Source organism: Gynurincola endophyticus (assembly GCF_003991195.1).
In the GTDB taxonomy this organism is placed as follows: Bacteria; Bacteroidota; Bacteroidia; order Chitinophagales; family Chitinophagaceae; genus Gynurincola; species Gynurincola endophyticus.
In genome coordinates, this window is sequence record NZ_RCWL01000001.1 from 44,674 (window position 1) to 66,982 (window position 22,309).

The following is a 22,309-nucleotide window of genomic DNA, read 5'->3' on the forward strand; positions in this document are numbered from 1 at the left end:
GCTATGCGTATTGGTACTTGGTTGTGTTGTATTCTTTTTTTGTTTGCCTGTAAAAAATCTGACCCTAAAACCGAAACAGATAATAATGCCCTGATGCTAAATGCTATTCAGGTAAACGGTGTTAATTCCGGATATAGTTATTCAAATGTATCCGCCTCTCCTGTCATTTCTTTGAAATTTTCTACGGCGATTAATAAGAGCTCTATCCCAACAGGACTGCGTCTGAAAGACCCCGCTAATAATGATGTTCCTATTCAACTGGAATGGACGAATAACGATAAAGACGTTGCTGTAAAACCTCAAACCTCATTAAAATCATTAGAAGAATACCGTTTGGAAATTCTTCAAAACCTTCAGGCTGTAAACGGAAAATACCTGAATCCTGCGATACAGGTGAAACTCGTTACAGCAATCGATTCAACCGATAAATTTTCCAGAATTTCTCAGGAAGATTTATTGACAAAAGTTCAACAACAAACATTTAAATATTTCTGGGATTTCGGACATCCTGTGAGTGGCCTCATCCGTGAAAGAAACACCTCAGGTGATATCGTAACCTCAGGAGGTTCAGGCTTTGGTGTAATGGCTATTATTGTAGGTGTTGAAAGAGGATTTATTACCAGAGCGGAAGGAGCTGCCAGAGTAGCTAAAATGAGCGATTTCTTATTAAATAAAACAGTAAAAGTAAAAGGTGCTTTTTCTCACTGGATTAATGGCGTTACAGGAGCTATCCAGCCTTTCAGTACAAAAGATAATGGTGCCGATATCGTAGAAACATCTTTATTAATGGAGGGCCTGATTGCTGCCCGTCAGTATTTTAGTGGTGCCGATGCCGTAGAAACCCAATTACGTGCAGATATCAATGCTATCTGGGAAGGAATCGAATGGAACTTTTTTACTAAAGGTGGAACCAATCAACTTTACTGGCACTATAGTGAACAATACGGTTGGGATATGAACCTGGCAGTCAGCGGATGGAATGAATGTCTCATTACCTATGTATTAGCAAAAGCTTCACCTACCCATCCGATTACAAAAGCTGTTTATGATAATGGCTGGACGCGTAACGGTTCGTTCGTAAACGGAAATAGCTTTTATGGCGTTCAGTTACCTTTAGGCTATAGTTACGGAGGCCCCTTATTCCTTTCTCATTATTCCTTCCTAGGAATTGATCCGAGAGACCTCACCGATCAGTACACGAATTATTTTACACAAAATAAAAATCACGCTTTGATTCATTACAATCATAGCGTTCAAAATCCAAATAACCAGCCGGGATATAGTAATTCAGTGTGGGGATTAACTGCCAGTGATATTCCAAACGGTTACACCGCCAGCTCTCCTACCAATGACATCGGTGTTATTGCACCAACAGCAGCTATTTCATCAATGCCGTTTACTCCTGCAGAGTCAATGCGCGCATTGGAGTTCTACTATTATGTACTCGGAGATAAGTTGTGGAAAGAATACGGATTTGCAGATGCATTTTCTATTAAAGACCGATGGTTCGCTACCAGTCATATCGCTATTGACCAGGGGCCGATTATTATTATGATTGAAAATTATCGCACCGGACTAATCTGGGATCTGTTTATGAGTGCACCCGAAGTAAAATCAGCGATGACTTCTCTTGGTTTCTCTAGTCCTAAGCTATAATATGAAAAATATGAACACAAGAATATTATATCTGATACTATCAATTACCGCTATTATTACTGCGTGTGGCGAGGCTAAAACCCCTTCACCTCAGGAGCCGGTAGAATTTACTGACGAACAATTACTGGATTCTGTTCAATACAGAGCATTCCTTTATTTCTGGAATGGAAGTGATACTGTATCAGGAATGTCTAAAGAAAGAATTCACATGGATGGTGTATATCCTCAAAAAGATCAGGATGTAATTACCAGTGGCGGTTCCGGCTTTGGATTGATGACTGTTATTGCTGCTGTAAACAGAGGCTGGATTACCAGACAACAGGCGGTTGAAAGATTATCGAAAATGACCGCTTTTCTTGAAAAAGCAGACCGTTTTCATGGGGCATGGCCGCATTGGTGGTACGATTATAACGGAAAAGTGAAAGCGTTCAGCACTAAAGATGACGGTGGAGATATCGTTGAAACTTCTTTTATTGCACAAGGCTTGCTTGTTTGCAGAGAATATTTCAAGAACGGAAATGAGCAGGAAAAAGCGCTTGCTGCCAGAATGGATCAGCTTTGGAAAACGATAGATTTTAATTTTTATACCCGTGGAGGAAATTCATTGTACTGGCACTGGAGTCCGAAATATCAATGGGATATGAATTTCCAGATTCGCGGTTATAATGAGTGCCTGATAACTTATTTATTAGCAGCCTCTTCGCCAACACATCCGGTAAGTCCGAAAGTGTACCATCAGGGATGGGCTATGAACGGAGGAATTAAATCTGCTAATACTAAATACGGTTACAGTTACGGGTTAAAACACCAGGATAACCCTGAATACGGAGGTCCTTTATTCTGGGCACATTATTCCTATCTGGGCCTGGATCCGCGTGGTTTGAAAGATACTTATGCAGATTATGAGCAGGAAACTAAAAACCAGGTACTGATTAATTTCAAATGGTGTGTTGAAAATCCGCATGCCTATAAAAATTATGGTCCGAATAACTGGGGATTGACAGCTTCATATTCTCCGTCAGGCTATGCTGCACATGCACCGGGAGTTGACAGAGACCTCGGCGTTATTACACCTACGGCTGCCGTATCTTCTATTGTATATACACCACAGGAAAGTTTACGTGCCATCCGCAATTGGTTTACTAATTATCACTCAAAGCTTTGGGGCGAATATGGCTTCTATGACGCTTTTAGTGATCAGGAAAACTGGTATCCAAAACATTACCTGGCCATTGATCAGGGGCCAATGGTAGTGATGATTGAAAACTACCGCTCTGAATTATTTTGGAAATTATTCATGAATTGCTCTGAAGTTCAGGAAGGGCTTATTAAATTGGGCTTCGAAAGTCCTTATCTTTCAGGTCCCAAAAAATAATAATTATGAAATTGTGTCAATTGAGAGCTGTTGCAATCTTAATCTTTGGTTTGGTTTTATTGAACGCGCCTGTACAGGCACAACAGCAGTTTAAAGCAGAAATAGATGCTTTTAAGCAGCAGGATAAAGAAAATCCACCACTTGAAAAGTCAATTATTTTTGTGGGTAGTTCTTCGTTCAGGTTGTGGAAGGATATGCAAATGAGCTTTCCCGGCTATAAAATTGTAAACAGAGGTTTTGGAGGAGCTTCATTGAGCGATTTGATTTATTACGCTGACGATGTAATCTTTACTTATAAACCGAAGGAAATTGTGATTTATTGTGGTGAAAACGACTTTACCCAATCTGATGAAATCACCGGACAGATCGTTGCTGACAGATTTATTTATCTGTACAAGCTGATCCGCGAAAAACTTCCCGAAGTACCTGTTATATACGTATCCATTAAACCGAGTCCGAGCAGAGTTCAGTATATCCCGAAAATTAAAGAAGCTAACCGTTTGATACGTGACTTCTTAAAGAAAGAACAAAGAACCAGTGCCTTCCTGAATGTGTTTGATCCGATGATGAAAAAAGGTAAACCAGACGAAACATTATTTGGAGAAGATATGTTACACATGAATGAAAAAGGGTATGCTCTCTGGAAGAAAATCATAACCCCATATTTGATGAAATAGCTATTGCTAAAAAAATGTAAAAATGATGTTGAGACGATTATTGGTGATTGTGTTATCTGTAGGGTTTTTCGTGGCAAATGCGCAAAATTCGCATGACCCTAAAATGGATGCTTTCATCCGGGAACTGATGTCTAAAATGACATTAGAAGAAAAACTAGGTCAGTTGAACCTGCCTTCAGTTGGTTTTGATGTAACAGGACCAATTGTGAGCCAGGGTGTAGAAGAAAAAATTAAGAAAGGATTGGTGGGAGGTGTGTTTAATACCTTTACTCCAAATGCTGTAAAAAAATTACAGGAATTAGCTGTCAATAACAGCCGTTTAAAAATTCCTCTTTTATTCGGATATGATGTTATTCACGGACATAAAACCATCTTCCCGATTAATTTAGGATTAGCCGCATCGTGGGATATGGCATTGGTGGAAAATGTAGCAAAAGCATCTGCCGCAGAAGCAGCAGCTGACGGACTTAACTGGGTATACTCTCCAATGGTAGACATCGCGCGCGATCCTCGCTGGGGTAGAGTGAGTGAAGGAAGTGGTGAAGATCCGTACCTGGGTGCAGAAATTGCCAAAGCAATGGTAAACGGATTACAACAAGGAGACTTGTCAAAACCTACCACCGTGCTGGCTACCGTAAAACACTTTGCACTATACGGCGCAGGTGAAGCCGGTAGAGATTATAATACAGTTGACATGAGCCGTATCAGAATGTTTAATGAATATTTTCTTCCTTATAAAGCAGCTGTAGATGCAGGTGTTGGAAGTGTAATGACTTCTTTCAACGAAATCGAAGGTGTTCCAGCTTCCGGTAACAAGTGGTTGTTAACCGATTTGTTGAGAAAGCAATGGGGCTATAAAGGAATGATTGTTTCTGACTACACTTCTATCAACGAAATGATGGCACACGGAATGGGTGATGCTAAAGCCGTTACCGAATTGTCGCTGAATGCCGGAATGGATATGGATATGGTAGGAGAATTATTTATAGGTTATGGCGCAGAACTGGTAAAATCCGGTAAGGTTTCAATCGAAACCATTGATGCAGCTTGCAGAAGAATTTTAGAAGCAAAATATAAATTAGGCTTATTTAAAGATCCTTATTTGTATGTAAGCGAAGAAAGAGCAAAAGCTGAAATCTTTAGTGCCGATAAACTTGCATTAAGTAAAGATGCTGCTGTTAAGAGCATGGTGTTGTTGAAGAACGATCAACAGATATTGCCTTTACAAACTTCTCAAAAAGTAGCTTTTATCGGACCATTGGTGAATGACCAAAGAAACCTGATCGGTTCATGGAGTGCTGCAGGTGATTGGAAACAGGCCGTAAGTATTCAGGCTGCACTGGATGCAGGAAACTATAAATATACTTATGCTAAAGGAGCTAATCTGGTAGAAGACCCCGCTTTACTAAAAAGATTAAACGACCACGACGGACGTATCGAATCAGATCCGTTAACCAGTGAGAAATTAATCGCACAAGCTGTGAAAGTTGCAAAAAAAGCAGATGTGGTAGTGGCTGTTCTCGGTGAAGCTTTCGGTATGTCTGGTGAAGCAGCCAGCAGATCAGATATTGGTTTACCTGAACACCAGCAGAAATTGCTGAAAGCATTGAAAGCAACCGGAAAACCAATTGTATTGGTTCTGATGAATGGCCGCCCGCTTACATTAAGCTGGGAAGACCAAAACATGAGCGCCATTCTGGAAACATGGTTCGGTGGTACTAAAGCCGGCGATGCAATCGTTGACGTTTTATACGGAAAAGCTAATCCAAGTGGTAAATTGTCAATGACTTTTCCGCGTAGTGTAGGTCAGATTCCGATTTATTATAATCATAAGAATACAGGTCGCCCGATGGACGAAAACCAGAAGTATACCTCTAAGTATCTTGATATTCCGAATACACCGTTGTATGCATTCGGCCATGGATTGAGTTATACTCAATTCACTTACGGAACACCTGAATTGTCTGCAACTTCTATCCAACCTAACCAAAAAATAACTTTAACGGTTCCTGTTACTAATAGCGGTAATTATGACGGTGAAGAAGTAGTGCAGTTATACATTCAGGATGTTGTAGGCTCTGTAACCCGCCCGGTACAGGAGCTGAAGGCATTTAAGAAAGTGAAAATCGCAAAAGGTCAAACAGTACAGGTAAGTTTTGATATCACTGTAGAAGACCTGAAATTCTATAATGCAGACCTAACGTTTGATTACGAAGCAGGTAAATTCAGAGCGATGGTAGGAACAGCAAGTGATAAAGTACAGACGTTGACATTCGATGCTGTAAAATAGTTCAGATAAATAACCGGCGAGGTTCTCTCAATGGTAAATACTAACTCCCCCTTGCTGTTCGGGATGATTCCGGATAACAAGGGGGAATGTATTTTTATAAGTACACCTATTCTAAGTAATTGACAGTTTGATATAACATTTTCAGCTATGAAGCAGTTGTTTTTTTTCTTCTTATTCGTGTTGGGATTGCAGGCGGCAGCACAAACACACCAGCAACAAACGTATTGTAATCCGCTTAACCTGGATTATACGTATATGATATATAATACCCATGCAGGTATTTCTTATCGCTCAGGAGCAGATCCTACTGTTGTGAAGTTCAGAGGCGAGTATTACATGTTTGTAACACGGTCACTTGGTTACTGGCACTCAACAGATTTAATGAACTGGCAGTTTATTCATCCGCAACGATGGTATTTTCAAGGGTCCAATGCTCCTACGGCTTTTAACTATAAAGATTCTTTATTGTATGTAACCGGTGACCCGTCAGGAGCTATGAACTTACTGTATACGGATAATCCGCAAAAAGGTGACTGGAAAGCCTCACCCGGAATATTGTATGATTTGCAGGATCCGGCGTTGTTTTTAGATGATGACGATCAATTGTATATGTACTGGGGTTCTTCAAATGTTTATCCGATCAGGGGCCGGCAACTGGATGTTAAAAATCATTTTAAGCCTGATAGCATTATAACACCGCTTATTAAGCTGGATGGCGAAAAACACGGTTGGGAGCGCTTCGGAACCAATCACAGCGATACTGTATTAAAAGGCTATCTGGAAGGTGCTTTTATGCAGAAACATAATGGTAAATATTATTTACTATATGCAGCGCCCGGTACAGAATTTAATGTATATGGTGACGGTGTATATGTAGGCGATCACCCTTTGGGGCCGTTTACTTATCAACCCCATAATCCGGTATTTTATAAACCCGGCGGTTTCTCAAACGGCGCCGGACATGGCAGCCTGGTAGAAGGACCGATGGGCATGCTTTGGCATTTCGGCTCTTCAATGATCTCTGTAAATGTAAACTGGGAAAGAAGGCTGGCATTGTTTCCTGCCTATTTTGACAGGGACGGTATCATGTATTCTGATACTAACTTCGGCGATTATCCGCATTATGCACCCGCTGTTGCCGGAAAGGCCGGTGAATTTACCGGTTGGATGTTATTATCCTATAAAAAGAAAATAACCGGCTCAGCTGCAGCAGAAGCACATGAGCTTTCTTCATTAACAGATGAAAATATTCAAAGCTTCTGGTTGTCTGCAAAAAATGATAGCAGTGCATGGGTAACCATCGACCTGGAGAATACACCGGTAGTACGTGCAGTTCAGATAAACTTTCATGATTATAAAAGCGGACTGTATGGCCGTATACCTGATCTGATGCATCGTTATCTGGTAGAGGCTTCAGTAGATGGAAGAAACTGGACCACTATTGTTGACCGTTCTGAAAGCTTTAAAGACGTACCGAACGATTATGTGGAAATCGAACAACCCCAACCGGCACGATTTATAAGATACAGGAATATTTATCACCCTACCACGCATCTTGCTATCAGTGAAATAAGAGTGTTTGGTGAAGGGAAAGGAAAAGTACCCGCGCAGGTAAAAGACCTGAAAGCGGATAGAAAAACCGACCGCAGAGATGTAATGATTACCTGGAAAAAAGATCCTTCGGCACAAGGATATAACGTGAAATGGGGAATTGCTCCGGATAAACTTTATAACAGCTGGTTGATTTATGATGAAACAGAACTCTTATTAAAGAGTTTAAGCACAGACCAGGAATACTATATCAATGTAGAAGCATTTAATGAAAATGGAATAGGTAAAACCAGTACGCTTGTTCATTTACCTTAACAGCATAAAACGGCACAAAGAGCCCGGGAATGACTTTGAAAAGTCAAAAAAAAATAGTATATTCCTGTAGAGGGGGCGTTGTGTGTTTTTTAAAATCACCAGAAAAAGAGATATATGTTGAAATTAATAATCGGCTGCTTATTGTGTGTATTCTCTTTGAATACAATGGCCCAGAACTTAGATCTTTTTGAAAAAAAGGTATATGTTTCACCTGCCGGTGATTCATTACCGTATAGAATATTGTATCCTGAAAATTATAATCCTAAAAAGAAGTATCCGCTGTTGATTGTATTACATGGTGCGGGAGAACGGGGAAACAATAATACGGCTCAACTGGTACATGGAGGTAGTCTTTTCGTAAATGAGGCAAATAGAAGTGCATTTCCCGCTATTGTGGTATTTCCACAGTGTCCGGCTGATTCATATTGGAGCAATGTAACCTTCAGGTACGATGATAAAGGGAAAAGAACATTTGTATATGATATTTATAATCCTCCCACCAAAGCGATGTCAGCACTGATGAGTTTTATTCAGGCTGATCTGTTAAAACGTAAGATTGAATCTAAACGTGTATATGTAATGGGCTTGTCGATGGGAGGAATGGGTACCTATGAATTAGTATACCGTATGCCAAAAACATTTGCAGCTGCAGTGCCTATTTGTGGTGGAGGAGACATTCGGTCAGCAGCTAATCTTACTAAACCTGTATGGCGTATTTATCATGGTGAAGTTGATGATGTGGTGCCACCGCAGTTATCGGTAGATATGTACGATGCTATTGTACTGGCCGGCGGTAAGGCCACTATTAAAATATATCCCGGCGTGAATCACGGTAGCTGGAACAGTGTCTTTGCCGAACCTGACCTTTTGCAATGGATATTTAAACAGAAAAAGTAACCCGCGTATCTGCTGAATATTGGAGGATGTTTAACTTTTGTACGATAAAGTTTTCGATACATTTGAATTGAACCAATACAGAGGTATATGAAAACAAAATTTTACAAACTTTCGAGCCTTTTAGGTTTATGGATGATTTGCTTTTCCTTCACATCTTACGCTCAGGAGGACTTATATCCCGATCGTGAATTCAGAGTAGCAATTAATACAAGAGATATAACTGTTTATATACATGAAAACGGCAGCTTATCTGTAAAATATCCTAAAAGGAACAGGAACATTGATGTAGATTATTATGACCGATTTGATAATAGAGTGAAAGAAGGAAAAATTAAAAAGTGGGGAAATATTACTTTCGATTATTACGATAGTTTTGATGCCTCCGAGCTGCAGGGAAAAATAAAAAGAATCAATACCCAACAGATTGAATATTATGACCGCTTTGATCAGAATGAACTAAAAGGAAAAGTAAAATCAGTAGGAAACATACAGGTTAAGTATTATGACAGATACGATAACAGCGAGTTAACAGGAAAAATTAAATCTGTAGGTACTTTAACAGTTGAATATTTTGACCGGTATGCATCTGATGAAAAAAGAGGGCTGATCAAATCGGTGTCAGGTTCAACCAATGCGGTATATCTTGATTTCCGGTTTTAGTAAAAGGTATCGTAACACAGTAAAGAATCAATCATACGGTTCTTTCTGTTAACCGATGGTTCTAATAAATTAATATATGGCAATTAAAAATATCATCTTCGACCTGGGTGGAATTCTGATTAATCTGGATTTTGATAAAACAATCAATGAATTTGACCGGTTAGGATTTAAGGAGATGGAGAAGTTTTTTGGATTGGGAAAGGCTGCTGATTTTGTAGAAGACTATGAGGTGGGAAAAATAAATGATGAGCAGTTTATTCATGCTGTAAGGTCATTGACTAATATACAGGCAGATGACGAGCAGATTGTTTATGCATGGAATGCGTTATTGTTAGACTTTCCGGAAGAAAGGATTGGCCTGCTTCAACAATTAGCAAAAAAATACAGATTGTTTTTGTTTTCAAATACAAATGCATTGCATCTTGCTCACTTTGGAGCATTGTTTCAGCAACAATTCGGCTTTTCTTTAAACAGTTTGTTTGAAAAAGCTTATTATTCACATACGATTAATCAACGAAAACCCTATACGGAAGCTTTTGAGTGGATATTGAACGATGCAAAAATTGATGCTGCAGAAACGTTGTTTATTGATGATGCGCTTAATAACATTGAAGGAGCGAGGATGGTAGGTTTACATACGCGTTATGTACCGAAAGGGCAAACAATTATGGAAATAAACTGGGAAGCTTTAGAGCCGTAGCAGGCTTTTGTAGCTTGCTGGGTTTTTTGTGCCGGCAGGATAGAAAAGACTACTATAAAAAACAATATAAAAAAAGCCTATTGGAAATATCCGATAGGCTTAATTTTTTATTTCTTCGAAATCGATGTATTCATCTGTTTTATTGGCCGTGAAAGGAGGCCGGTTACGGGCATTGTTTGTTTCCTGCTCATTTGAATAAGGTGGTGGTTGATTTTCCATGTGAGCTTTTTTGAACTCGTTCATTTGTTTTTTCATCTGACGGGTTACTTTAAACACAGGAATCACAAAACCGACTACAAAGCGGTACAATACATAAAATAATATAGCCCAAAGTACATAACGCATATAGCGTAAAGTTAAACTATTCGATGTTAAGAAGTATATAAAATGCCATTAAAAGATGACACTTTACTGCTTAAAGTTTTTTTCTTTAAAGCCGTCAATGAGTGACATGATTTTGTTTTTTACAGAATCAAACAGCATTTTAAAGCCGTCTTTTACAGAATCGCTGTCCAGCACATTATTAAGTGTGCTGCCGAACCAGCTGGGATTTTTAGGTCCGAAGCCGGTAACAGAGTTGAGGCTCATTCTTAAAAAATTATCTTTCAGGTCGTCGGTATTCTCATCTAAAAGGTTACCGAGTTTTTTTCGTCTCCACTTCAGTCGGATAATCTCTCTGTCGAGATCATCAATGTTATTCAGTTTTTTTCTTTTATAAGGTTTATACGCCATTGTAGAAAAATTGAAGATTAGTCAAAATTTAAATCGTCGTCATCATCGTCGTCGCCGTCCGGGTCTTCCTGCATTTTATCAAGCACCAGGTTGAGTGCCGGATTAATGAAGAGAATATTTCTCATTAAGTAGATAATAATGAGTAATCCCATCAAAATCAGGGTAGCATAGCCAAAACCGCTTACGTAGCTGCCGGTAATGGAGCTTAACCAGAAACCGAGTACCAATCCTGCAAACAGCAGAATCAGAAAGCCGAAAAACATGGCGATCATTACGAAAACCAGCGTTCCGACTGATTTGGCGGCCACTCTGATGGCTCGCAGACGAAACAATTCAAGATTGGTATTAACGTAATCTTTAAGGATTACCTTATTTCTGGTGAAAAAGCTATTTAAGTTATCTGATTGACTCATAAATAGTTATGTTTTTTCTTTGATAGATTAGATGCAAAAATCTTACCTAAGATAAGAAGAGTATGGATGTGCAGATGCTTCCACATTTAAGAATTTGGTTTGTATTGCTGAATTGTTGTACATTTGCACTGGAAATTAGAGAAGAGGAAGGGAACGGGTGCCGTTCCCTTCTTTATTTCTCTACCGCGAGAAAGTAAATATGAGTACGGAAAATAGCATTCAAGCCATCAAAGAGATGGTATCAGCATTGTTGGCCGACCAACCGGCCTACTTCTTGGTAAGTGTCAGGATAAAACCTACCAATAATGTAAAAGTGTTCTTAGATGGTGATGAAGGTATTACCATCGAACAATGCATTAAAATTAACCGAGCCTTATACAAACAGTTAGAAGAGGGCACTTTGTTCCCCGGAAATGATTTTTCTCTGGAAGTGTCTTCACCCGGTTTGGATGAACCGTTGGTGCTGCATCGTCAATATGTGAAAAATGTTGGCCGATTAGTGGAAGTACAACTGTTGGAGGGTAATCCGGTGGCAGGAAAGTTAACTGCTGTAACTGACACGGCTATCCAGGTAGAAGAAACCAAGGGTAAGAACAAGAAAAAAGAAATAATCAACCATGAATTCCCATTTGCACAGATCAAACATGTCAAAGTGCAAATAGTATTCTAAGATTTTTAAATAATAGACTGTCAATCATTTGCCCCATAGGGATATTTTTTAAAATGAAGCATTATGGCAAGTATTAACTTGATTGAAGCCTTTCATGATTTTAAAGAGGCTGAAAATATCGATCGTCCAACGATGATGAAAGTGGTGGAAGACGTGTTCAAAACGTTACTGCGAAAAAAGTACGGTAGCGATGAGAACTTTGATGTGATCGTTAATGCCGAAAAAGGTGACCTGGAAATTTTCAGAAGAAGGATGATTGTTGAAGACGGTGAGGTAATGGATGATTTGGCGGAAATTGCTTATAGTGATGCTGTTAAGATCGAGCCAGACTTTGAAGTAGGTGAAGAGTTATACGAAGAGATTAACATATTGGACTTCGGCAGAAGAGCGATATTGGCTGCAAAACAAACTTTGGCCAGCCGTATCAGCGATTTGAAGAAGAACGTGTTGGTTAAAAAATATGGCGACCGCATCGGAGATATAGTAAGCGCAGAAGTATATCAGGTTTGGAAAAAAGAAATTTTATTGTTGGATGAAGAAGGTAATGAATTAATTTTACCTAAATCAGAACAGATCCCGCAAGATTATTTTAAGAAAGGAGAAAATACCCGCGCGGTTGTAAAAAAAGTAGAATTAAAAAATAACTCTCCGGTAATTATTTTATCTAGAACTTCGCCATTGTTTTTAGCGAAATTATTAGAAATAGAAGTACCTGAGATTTTTGACGGTTTGATTACTATCAAAAAGATCGTTCGTGAACCTGGTGAGCGTGCGAAAGTAGCCGTTGAATCTTATGATGATCGTATTGATCCGGTAGGTGCTTGTGTGGGGATGAAAGGTAGCCGTATCCACGGAATCGTAAGAGAGTTGAAAAACGAGAATATTGATGTTATTAACTGGACGAACAATGTTCAGTTATTGATCCAAAGATCATTAGTTCCGGCAAAAATAACCACTATAGACCTCGACCCTGTAAAAAAACAGGCAAATGTTTATCTAAAACCTGATCAGGTGTCATTGGCTATTGGTAAAAAAGGTGTTAATATTAAGTTGGCACAAGAATTAACCGGTTATACAATTGATGTTTATCGCGATACAGAAGGAGAACCACAGGAATTCGACGTAGATTTACAAGAATTCAGAGATGAAATTGAAGGTTGGATTATTGATGAATTGAAAAGAATCGGATGTGATACGGCAAGAAGTGTATTAGCATTAACACCGGAAGAATTGGAGCGTCGTACTGACCTGGAAAGAGAAACGATCAACGACGTAGTGAAGATTCTTAAAGAAGAAATAGAAAACGAATAATGGAAAAGTACCCTTCAGAAATGATACGCTGGAAAGGTTTTTCCTATCGGGAATGATTCTCGATTACTTAAAAATTGTTTTAGTAACGAATGGCAGAAAACAACACACCCAGATTAATGGCTGCGGCTAAAGAGTTTAATATCGGTAAAGAAACACTGGTAGACTTTTTAGTGGGTAAGGGATTCAGCAAGGACGACTTGAAACCGACATCTAAGTTGTCGGATGGCATGTATCGTGCATTGCAGGATGAATTCCAGAGCGACAAGGTGGCTAAGTTAAAGAGTGACCAGATCGACCTTCCGAAAGGAAATCTGGATGCTAAGAAAAAGAAAGACAAAGAAGAAGAGGTTGTTAAAAAAGACAAAGAGGCTGTTAAAAAACCTGCTGTAGAACCAGTGGTTGAAGAACCTGTGGATGTGGCTCCTCCACCTCCGCCGCCACCGCCTCCTCCTCCACCACCTCCGCCACCACCACCACCTCCACCTCCGCCGCCGGTTGTAGAAGAAAAACCGGTTGTAGAAGAAAAGCCTGTGGTAGAAGAAAAACCAGTGGTTGTTGAAAAACCAACGGTGGAAGAAGCTCCTAAAGAGGAAGCTCCTAAATCTCCAGAGCCGGAAGTTGCTCCTGAAGTGTTAAAAATTGATACCCCCGAAATTGGTGGGCCGAAAATATTAGACAAGATAGACTTGAGCGCTATAGACTCTTCGACAAGACCGAAGAAGGTTCTTAAGAAAAAAGAACCCAACACTACTCCGAAACCGGAGTCCAGACCTGTTCCGCCTGCTCGCAAAGAAGAGCCGGTTGCCCCTGCCAAGCCAACTTATGTTGAGCCCGTGGCAGAGAATACCCCTTCTGGTGAAGATGAAGCCGGACCGGTAATCGAAAATATTAAAGCTGAGAAACTGGAAGGCCCGAAAATCTTAGGCAAAATTCAATTACCTGTAGCAGGTGCTGAAAACAGAAGCCGTCCTGGCCAGCCACAACAAGGTGGCGGGCAACAGCAGCAGTCTCAATCCAATGAGGAAAAACGCAAACGTAAGCGTATTCCTATTGAGAAAAAAGATGCTCAGCAACAAGGTGGTGGTGGACAACACCAGGGACAAGGTGGACATGGACCACGCCATCAGGGTGGTAACAGACCACATCATCAGGGTGGTGGACATCAGGGAGGTGGCGGTAACCGTCATCAGGGTCCTGGTGGTCCTCGAAGAAACGATCGCCATCCGCAACGAGGAAACAATCGTAATCAACCTCCTCGTGATCAAAAAGAAATCGACGAAAAAGAAATCCAGAATAAAATTCGCGAAACGCAGGCGAAACTGGCCGGTACCGGCGGCAGAGGTAAGAGCTTAAAAGCTAAATACCGTCGCGAAAAACGCCAGGGTGCTGCCGATCAGATGAATGCTGATGACATGCAAGACAACAAATTGCAGGTAACAGAATTCATTAGCGTGAGTGAATTAGCTACCTTAATGGATGTAAGCTTTGCTGATGTAATCAGTAAATGTATGAGCTTAGGTCTGATGGTATCAATTAACCAACGTCTTGATGCGGAAGTAATTGAGCTCGTTGCCAGCGAATTCAATTTCGATGTGGAGTTTATCGATATGGATAAACAACTCGAAATGGAAGAAGAAGACGTGGAAGATCAGGAAGCTGATCTGAAACCCCGTTCTCCGATCGTTACTATCATGGGTCACGTTGACCACGGTAAAACTTCATTGCTTGACTATATCCGTAATGCTAATGTAGTAGCGGGTGAAGCAGGTGGTATCACACAGCACATCGGTGCTTATGAAGTAACCGTATCAGAAGGCAGAAAAATAACCTTCCTGGATACGCCTGGTCACGAAGCGTTCACCGCGATGCGTGCGAGAGGTGCTAAAATTACTGACCTTGCCGTAATCGTAATCGCTGCTGACGACGCAGTGATGCCACAAACAAAAGAAGCTATCAGCCACGCACAGGCTGCCGGTGTTCCTATGATTTTTGCCATCAACAAAATAGATAGAGAGGGCGCTAATCCTCAAAAAATCTACGAACAGTTGTCGCAAATGAACATCCTGGTAGAAGAGTGGGGCGGAAAATATCAAAGCCAGGAATTAAGTGCTAAACAAGGTTTAAACGTAGACCTGTTACTGGAGAAAATCCTTCTTGAAGCAGAGTTACTTGACCTGAAAGCTAATCCTGACCGCGAAGCCAGCGGATCTATTATAGAGGCTACACTTGATAAAGGTAGAGGGTACGTTGCTACTGTACTCGTACAGAACGGTACTTTAAAACAAGGAGATATAGTTGTTTCCGGACAATATTACGGTCGCGTTAAAGCGATGTTTAATGAAAGAAACAAACGCTCTGAAGAAGCAGGCCCGTCTGCACCGGCTTTATTATTAGGTTTAAACGGTGCTCCTCAGGCAGGTGAGAAGTTTAAAGTATACACTGACGAAAGCGAAGCGAAAGATATTGCTAACAAAAGAGCACAGATTCTTCGTGAGCAAGGTATCAGAACCAAGAAACATATTACGCTCGATGAAATTGGCCGCCGCTTAGCATTAGGAAACTTTAAAGAGCTGAATATTATTATTAAAGGTGACGTGGACGGTTCGGTAGAAGCGTTGACCGACTCACTACAAAAACTTTCAACCGAAGAAATCGCAGTAAGCGTTGTATTGAAAGGCGTGGGTCAGATCACTGAAAGTGATGTATTATTAGCTGCAGCATCAGATGCAATCCTGATCGGTTTCAACGTTCGTCCTTCTTCTCAGGCTGCTAAACTGGCTGAAAACGAAGGTGTTGAAATCAAACTTTACTCAATCATCTACAACGCGATCGAAGAAATCAAGAGCGCAATGGAAGGTATGCTTGAGCCTAAGATTCAGGAAAAAATCATTGCAAACGTGGAAGTTAGAAACGTGTTCAAGTTCGATAAAGCAACTGTTGCCGGATGTTATGTGTTGGATGGAAAAATCTACCGTAACTCTAAAATCAGAGTTATTCGCGATGGTATCGTAGAATATCCTAAAGGTGAAGGTCAAAGCGCAGAACTGGCATCGTTGAAACGTTTCAAAGATGACGTGAAAGAAGTAGCTTCTAATATGGAGTGTGGTTTAACCGTGAGAAACTTCAATGATATCCGCGTAGGCGACATCATCGAAGCTTATGAAGAAGAAGAAGTTAAACGTACATTATAATATTTGGTCGATTTGATTAACAAAACAGTCGATAAATAATATAACTAAAATCCGATCTGATTTAATTCAGTCGGATTTTAGTATTTTAGAGCAGAATTGTTTAACAAACATTTATATTGACATCCTCCATCCCTTTTGATAAATTTGGATGAACTCGAGTTTTTCTCATTATGAAACAAATTACACTTTTAATATTTGCAGCGTTTTTGACTGTAAGTTCAGTATCCGCTCAGATGGCTCACAGTAAAGTAGTGGCAGATAAGATTGTTGGAGTGGTAGGTGATAAAATCGTACTGCACTCTGATGTGATGAACGCCCTTTTAGATGCCCGGCGCCATAACCAGCCCGTATCTGAAGGCGATGATTGCGCTTACTTCGCACAGATTTTGACACTGAAAGCCCTGGCGCTTCAGGCAGAGAAAGACTCTCTTTTGATTGAAGACGGTGAACTGGATGCGATATTGGATTTTAGAATCAGACAATTTATTCAGCAATACGGCTCTAAAGAAATTCTGGAAGAAATCGCCGGTAAAACAATTTACCAGATTAAAGAAGATATGCGCCAGGATATCAAAGAGCAGGAACTGGCTAAAAAAATGCGTTCTAAAATTGAGTCTTCTGTGAAAATCACTCCACAGGAAGTAAAAGCTTATTATGACAAAATTCCTAAAGATAGCTTGAACTTTTATGAAGCACAGCTGGAAATAGGTCAGATTGTATTGTACCCGAAAGCGCACCGCGACCTGGAGCTGATGGCGATTGAAGAATTGAATGAGTTTAAAAAAGATGTAGAATCCGGTAAACAACGTTTTGAAACACTGGCACGATTACATACGGATGACCCGGGTAGTAAAGAGTCTGGTGGTAGATATAATATAAACCGTACAGAGAAAAACTTTGACCCGGCATTTGTGTCGCACGCATTTCGTTTGAGAGAAGGCCAGATCTCACCGGTATTTAAATCAAAATTCGGGTATCACATCATACTAATGGAGGCTCGTGCCGGGGATGACGCTACGGTACGCCACATCCTTCGAATTCCACGTATTACACCATCTGAAATTAATGAAGCCAAACAACGATTAGATTCCGTAAGATCTTTAATCATGGCCGGAACTATTTCTTTCGGAGATGCCGTTCAAAGATATTCAGACGATGATCTGTCTAAATTCACCGGAGGAATGATTTCTGAACCTGGAAAACCCACTTATCTGAATTATGATGAATTAGACCGAACCATTATTCAGGTACTGGATAAAGAGAAATTACAACCAGGTCAGTACTCTCAGCCGCATGAATACACTGACCCCTACTCAGGAAAACAAGCTGTTCGGATCTTATTCCTGAAAACCAGATCGGTGCCGCACCTTGAAAACCTGAAAGACGATTATGATAAAGTGGCAATCAGGGCGTTAGAACAAAAGAAACAGGAATATATCTTAAAATGGTTCAATAGCAAGATTCCTACTTTTTATCTTAACATCGATCCTTCGTTCCAAAAATGTGAAATGTTAAGTATTTGGTTTGAAAATGCTAAAAACATTCAAAAATAATCAGTTAAATCCCTATAGACTTTTATAAAAGTAAAATTTATAAAATCTATAGGGATTTTCTTATAATATTGTATCTTAGTTTCCTGCATCACATTGACTTCAGTTCACAAAAGGCGAATAAAATACCAGGCACATTATAGCAATCTCTCTAAATCCGATTACCATAAGAAAATAATTTGTAATGGGTTGTAAATAGTTTTACCAGCTCAAAATATTTTTTGGGTTCATTCGTTAAGAAACATTAGGTGTTAACTCTTATTGTATTAATAACATTTAATGAATAATCTTGACCCCCGAAAGTTATTTATTATGGAATGGTTTTGCTAAGACAACACAAAGCCGTTAACATTAAAACAAACCAAACTTATGGAAAAGATCAGCGTGTTGATTGCTGATGATCACAAACTTATTCGTGAAACTTGGAGTTTTGTGCTTAATAATGATCCAAGATTCTCAGTGATAGCAGAATGTGCAGATGCTTACGAAGCCATTGAGCAAGCTAAAGTAACGAAGCCAAATATTGTGCTCATGGACATTAATATGCCTTCAATGACAGGTTTTGAAGCCGCAGAGAAAATCAGAAAAGTTTCTCCCAGCTCAAGAATCATAGGTATTTCGATTCATTCGCAACCTGCGTATGCAAAAAAAATGTTGCAGATAGGAGCTAAAGGGTATGTTACCAAAAACTCCTCTAAAAAGGAAATGATAGAAGCGATACTCACCGTGCATGCCGGCGGAAAGTATATTTGTGAGGAGATTAAGAACAACATTTCTGAATTAGTATTGGAAGAGAATAAAGATTTGCCGAATATCAATGCTTTAACAGAACGTGAGATTCAAATTATCAACCTCATTAAAGACGGACAGTCTTCTAAAGAAATTGCCGCTCAATTGGATATTTCTCTAAAGACAGTAGAAGTTCACCGTCACAACATTCTGAAGAAGTTGAAACTCAAAAACTCAGCTTCACTTGTAAACTTTATTAATAGTGCAGCTACCAATTTATAAGAAATTACTTAGAATACTTTGAGTGAAATACTTAATTGATGTTGAAACCTGAAGTTAAACTTTGTTATTTATCAAAAAGAACTGAAATTGTTCGTGGTTAAGGCTAATCGCCTAAAAAATTTAAAAAAGCACCCCAAATTCCGGAGGTGCTTTTTTAATTTAATGTTTATTCCTTATCTTCAATAGATATAAATACTTAGTCATTTTTTGCTTTTAATAAATTTTTTGATTGATTTACAATGGTTTAGTCAATGTTTGACCTCATTTTAAAATCCAATCTCCTTATTGTTTTATCCGTATTTTATGAATAACGAAGCCCGTGTCCGTGCTGGAACGGGCTTTTTTCATGCATAACGTTAAAAATGAGGCATCTCTCTTCGATTGTCAATTAATTCGTAAAATAAAATTAACTTTGCATTTCCTTCAAATAGGACAGATTTCATGAGTGACTCTATAAAACACGAATGCGGATTAGCATATATTCGATTAAGAAAGCCATTTTCACATTATCTGCATAAGTACGGTACAGCACTTTGGGGTTTAAACAAGCTCTATGTGCTCATGGAAAAGCAGCACAATCGTGGGCAGGATGGAGCCGGAGTCGCAGCTATCAAGCTGAATGTTGAGCCGGGTTATCCTTACATGAGCCGCATTAGAAGTAATTCTAACCAACCCATTGCGGATATCTTCAGCAAAATCAACCAGGAAGTTTTAGAGCTCGAAAAATATCAACCCGATCTTTTGAAGCACCCGGGCCTTTTAAAAGGTAATATTTCTTTCATGGGTGAATTATTGTTAGGGCATCTTCGTTATGGCACTCAGGGAAAGAATAATGTTGAGTTTTGTCACCCATTCATTAAAAGAAATACGATCCCTTCTCAGAATCTCGCTCTAGCCGGTAATTTCAACCTGGTAAATACCGACGAATTATTTCAGTCTATCAATATTCCTCCGGGCGAGTTTCAGAAACAATCTGATCTGGCCGCAATGATGGAAGTCATTCACCATAATCTGGTAAAGGCAGATGAAGAACATCCTGAGTTATTAGATATTGCAAAAGTGTTGAAGAATGCCGTTCCTGATTTTGATGGAGGTTTCACGATCGGTGGTTTAGTTGGAAATGGTGATTCATTCGTTGTAAGAGATGCAAACGGAATCCGCCCTGCCTATTATTATGTATCGGATGAAGTAATTGTAGCCGCTTCTGAAAGAGCAGCTATTCGTACAGTATTCAATGTAGGTGAAAATGAAGTGAAAGAATTAATGCCGGGTAATGGCTTGATCGTTCACGCAAGCGGACAATATTCAATCGAAGAAATTGTACCTGCCAAAGAACGCAGAGCTTGTAGTTTTGAAAGAATTTACTTCTCAAGAGGTAGCGACGAAAAAATATATAAAGAGCGTTCACGCCTGGGTTATAACTTAACAGAACAAGTATTGAAGGCTGTTGATTATGACACCAAAAACGCAATATTTTCATTCATTCCGAATACAGCTGAAGTAGCTTTCTATGGTTTATGGAAAGGCCTGGACGACTATCTGAAAAAAATCAAGATCGAACGTATTCTTTCGTGGGGAAATAATATCGACCCCGACAAGTTAACGGAGATGATTGAACGTAAAATAAGAGTTGAAAAAGTAGCTATCAAAGACGTTAAGATGAGAACTTTTATTACGGAAGATACCAGCCGTAACGAAATGGTTCAACACGTGTATGATGTTACTTATGGTACTGTAGAAAAGGATGTAGATACCTTAGTGGTAATTGATGATTCTATTGTTCGTGGTACTACTTTGAAAGAAAGTATCGTAAGAATGTTATCGAGATTGTCCCCTAAAAAAATTATCGTAGTTTCTTCTGCGCCTCAGATCAGATATCCCGATTGTTATGGTATTGATATGAGTAAGATGGGCGACTTTATTGCTTTCAGAGCAGCACTCGAATTGTTGAAAGATCATAATCTCGAACATATCCTTACCGATACATACGAGCATATCAAAAAAATGCTGGCAAATGGAAAAATTAAAGACGCAAACTATGTAAAAGCTATTTATGAACCATTTACAGCTGAACAAATTTCAAATAAAATTGCTGAGTTAATCACTCCGGCTGATATTAAAATTCCGGTAGAAGTGATTTATCAAACAATTGAATCATTGCACGAAGCTTGTCCGACCAATACCGGTGATTGGTATTTCACTGGTAATTATCCGACAGTGGGTGGTAATCGCGTAGTGAATATGGCCTTTGTTAATTTTATAGAAGGCAAAAATGTAAGAGGATATTAATTTTCTCTTTGATAAATAAATATATGCAAGCTGTTCAGAGTTAACTCTGAACAGCTTTTGTTTTTCAATACATTACAGATACCTCTTTTACGAATAGTACTTTCGGTGATGTGGGTATTTGTTTTACTTTTGAATCGTACTTCTTTTTATTTATATCTTTGAAAAAAATCTGATCATGTTATCGAAAGAAATTGCGGCAATCCGGAATGATTATGTTCAAATGGCATTAGGAGAAGACAATGTGGTGGCTAATCCGATTGCACAGTTTGAAGTATGGTTTCAACAGGCAATTGCTGCTGAAATTACTGAGGTAAATGCAATGACATTGGCAACTGTCAGAGAAGATGGTTTTCCGAATGCAAGAATTGTTTTGTTGAAAGGATTAGATGAAAAAGGTTTTCAGTTTTTTACCAATTATCATAGCCAGAAAGGAAAAGAAATTGAAGAAAACAGCAAAGCCTGCTTAGTTTTCTTTTGGAAGGAGCTGGAACGGCAGGTAAGGATAGTGGGTATTGTAGAAAAAATGAATTCAAAAGAAAGTGATGATTATTTCAACAGCCGCCCGGAAGGAAGTAAAATCGGTGCCTGGACATCCCCGCAAAGTGCGGTAATTCCTGATAGAAACTGGTTGGAACAGATGGAAGCGAAAATGAAAGATAAATTTGCTGAAGAACCGATTATACGGCCGGAGCATTGGGGAGGATTTGTAGTACAGCCCATTACTGTGGAGTTCTGGCAAGGACGGGCCAGCAGGTTACATGATCGCATTCAGTATCAACTTACTGAAGAAAATCAATGGAAAATTGTACGCCTGGCTCCATAAAAAAGAAAAGTTGAAAGATCCTCTTTCAACTCTAATTCATTAAGCGTCTTTTTTAGCCACTTTCTTAGCTCTGGCTAATCTGGACTTTCCATAAGAACCTTTAAAGATTTTACCTTTTTTGGTCTTTTTATCACCTCTACCCATGGTTGAAAAATTATAATGTTTAACAAATATTCCTTAACAGGAAGTACAAATGTA

General features: G+C 39.4%; 19 protein-coding genes. 15 read left to right on the forward strand and 4 right to left on the reverse strand.

The annotated features are described in order from the left end of the window. The first annotated feature begins 3 nt into the window (after positions 1–3). The 8 genes from D9O48_RS00190 (at position 4) to D9O48_RS00225 (ending at position 10,121) form a co-directional block, all read left to right on the forward strand. Positions 4–1,656, forward strand: a complete 1,653-nt coding sequence (locus tag D9O48_RS00190) for a glucoamylase family protein (protein WP_126969392.1) — start codon at positions 4–6, stop codon at positions 1,654–1,656. 10 nt (positions 1,657–1,666) lie between these two features. Next, a complete protein-coding gene (locus D9O48_RS00195; RefSeq protein WP_199750464.1) occupies positions 1,667–3,031 on the forward strand; it encodes a glucoamylase family protein in 1,365 nt (454 codons plus the stop codon). Positions 3,032–3,036: 5 nt separating this feature from the next. Continuing rightward, a complete protein-coding gene (locus D9O48_RS00200; RefSeq protein WP_126969396.1) occupies positions 3,037–3,708 on the forward strand; it encodes a GDSL-type esterase/lipase family protein in 672 nt (223 codons plus the stop codon). Positions 3,709–3,730: 22 nt separating this feature from the next. Beyond that, the gene (gene bglX, locus D9O48_RS00205) at positions 3,731–5,998 is read left to right on the forward strand and encodes a beta-glucosidase BglX (protein WP_126969398.1); all 2,268 of its coding nucleotides are present in this window, start codon (positions 3,731–3,733) and stop codon (positions 5,996–5,998) included. Between the two features lie 147 nt (positions 5,999–6,145). After that, positions 6,146–7,864, forward strand: coding sequence for a family 43 glycosylhydrolase (locus D9O48_RS00210; RefSeq protein ID WP_126969400.1), 1,719 nt, complete (start codon positions 6,146–6,148; stop codon positions 7,862–7,864). 114 nt (positions 7,865–7,978) lie between these two features. Next, a complete protein-coding gene (locus D9O48_RS00215) occupies positions 7,979–8,761 on the forward strand; it encodes a carboxylesterase family protein (RefSeq protein ID WP_126969402.1) in 783 nt (260 codons plus the stop codon). 87 nt (positions 8,762–8,848) lie between these two features. Beyond that, complete coding sequence (locus tag D9O48_RS00220; RefSeq protein WP_126969404.1) at positions 8,849–9,421, forward strand: hypothetical protein; 573 nt, start codon at positions 8,849–8,851, stop codon at positions 9,419–9,421. 76 nt (positions 9,422–9,497) lie between these two features. After that, entirely contained in the window at positions 9,498–10,121 is a 624-nt protein-coding gene (locus D9O48_RS00225) for an HAD family hydrolase (RefSeq protein WP_126969406.1), read from the forward strand. A gap of 99 nt (positions 10,122–10,220) precedes the next feature. On the opposite strand, the gene D9O48_RS00230 is transcribed toward D9O48_RS00225, so the two are convergent. The 3 genes from D9O48_RS00230 to D9O48_RS00240 form a co-directional block, all read right to left on the reverse strand. Next, positions 10,221–10,466: a hypothetical protein gene (locus D9O48_RS00230; RefSeq protein ID WP_126969408.1), complete on the reverse strand. Its 246-nt coding sequence runs from the start codon at positions 10,464–10,466 to the stop codon at positions 10,221–10,223. Positions 10,467–10,529: 63 nt separating this feature from the next. Next, a complete protein-coding gene (locus D9O48_RS00235) occupies positions 10,530–10,853 on the reverse strand; it encodes a hypothetical protein (RefSeq protein WP_126969410.1) in 324 nt (107 codons plus the stop codon). A gap of 17 nt (positions 10,854–10,870) precedes the next feature. After that, positions 10,871–11,266, reverse strand: a complete 396-nt coding sequence (locus tag D9O48_RS00240; protein WP_126969412.1) for a hypothetical protein — start codon at positions 11,264–11,266, stop codon at positions 10,871–10,873. 199 nt (positions 11,267–11,465) lie between these two features. Here D9O48_RS00240 and D9O48_RS00245 point away from each other — a divergent pair, with 199 nt between their 5' ends. From D9O48_RS00245 to pdxH, 7 genes are all read left to right on the forward strand, one after another. Continuing rightward, positions 11,466–11,936, forward strand: a complete 471-nt coding sequence (locus D9O48_RS00245) for a ribosome maturation factor RimP (protein ID WP_126969414.1) — start codon at positions 11,466–11,468, stop codon at positions 11,934–11,936. Between the two features lie 63 nt (positions 11,937–11,999). Beyond that, positions 12,000–13,247, forward strand: a complete 1,248-nt coding sequence (nusA, locus tag D9O48_RS00250; protein WP_126969416.1) for a transcription termination factor NusA — start codon at positions 12,000–12,002, stop codon at positions 13,245–13,247. Between the two features lie 89 nt (positions 13,248–13,336). Then, on the forward strand, positions 13,337–16,438 hold the full coding sequence (infB, locus tag D9O48_RS00255; protein WP_126969418.1) for a translation initiation factor IF-2: 3,102 nt from the start codon (positions 13,337–13,339) through the stop codon (positions 16,436–16,438). A gap of 170 nt (positions 16,439–16,608) precedes the next feature. Then, a complete protein-coding gene (locus tag D9O48_RS00260; RefSeq protein WP_126969420.1) occupies positions 16,609–17,991 on the forward strand; it encodes a peptidylprolyl isomerase in 1,383 nt (460 codons plus the stop codon). 366 nt (positions 17,992–18,357) lie between these two features. Continuing rightward, complete coding sequence (locus D9O48_RS00265; RefSeq protein WP_126969421.1) at positions 18,358–18,999, forward strand: response regulator; 642 nt, start codon at positions 18,358–18,360, stop codon at positions 18,997–18,999. Between the two features lie 441 nt (positions 19,000–19,440). Beyond that, entirely contained in the window at positions 19,441–21,288 is a 1,848-nt protein-coding gene (locus tag D9O48_RS00270; protein ID WP_126969423.1) for an amidophosphoribosyltransferase, read from the forward strand. A gap of 175 nt (positions 21,289–21,463) precedes the next feature. Then, complete coding sequence (pdxH, locus tag D9O48_RS00275; protein WP_126969425.1) at positions 21,464–22,111, forward strand: pyridoxamine 5'-phosphate oxidase; 648 nt, start codon at positions 21,464–21,466, stop codon at positions 22,109–22,111. A 39-nt stretch (positions 22,112–22,150) separates the two neighbouring features. Here the strand turns inward: pdxH and D9O48_RS00280 are convergent, their stop codons facing one another. Then, positions 22,151–22,255: a 30S ribosomal protein THX gene (locus tag D9O48_RS00280; protein WP_126969427.1), complete on the reverse strand. Its 105-nt coding sequence runs from the start codon at positions 22,253–22,255 to the stop codon at positions 22,151–22,153. Positions 22,256–22,309: the final 54 nt, after the last annotated feature.